The sequence below is a fragment of the Candidatus Dedyshia acidiphila genome (assembly GCF_051025295.1).
Taxonomy (GTDB): domain Bacteria; phylum Acidobacteriota; class Terriglobia; order Terriglobales; family Acidobacteriaceae; genus KBS-83.
On the sequence record NZ_JBMGJV010000155.1, the window covers coordinates 1 to 249 of the forward strand.

Consider the following 249-nt stretch of genomic DNA (forward strand, 5'->3'; position numbering starts at 1 on the left):
GCCGGGGGTGATGGTGACCTCAGCACCGGTGCGCGGATTGCGCCCAATGCCGGTCTTCCGGGGTCTCACGTTGAACACGCCAAACCCACGGAGTTCGATGCGTTCACCGGTGGCCAAGGCCTTTTTTTAGGCTCTCGAAGATGGTGTCGACAGCAGCCTCCGCCTTGTTGCGGGGAAGGCCGGTTCGTTCAATCACTCGATGCACAATGTCCTGCTTGATCAAGGCATTCGCTCCAGACCACGGTCGCT

Annotated in this window: 1 pseudogene; it reads right to left on the reverse strand. The window is 60.2% G+C overall.

The features are described from left to right. Positions 1-78 (reverse strand): annotated as a pseudogene (locus AC5IJH_RS18485) (HU family DNA-binding protein); the annotation flags it as partial. Between the last annotated feature and the right edge of the window lie 171 nt (positions 79-249).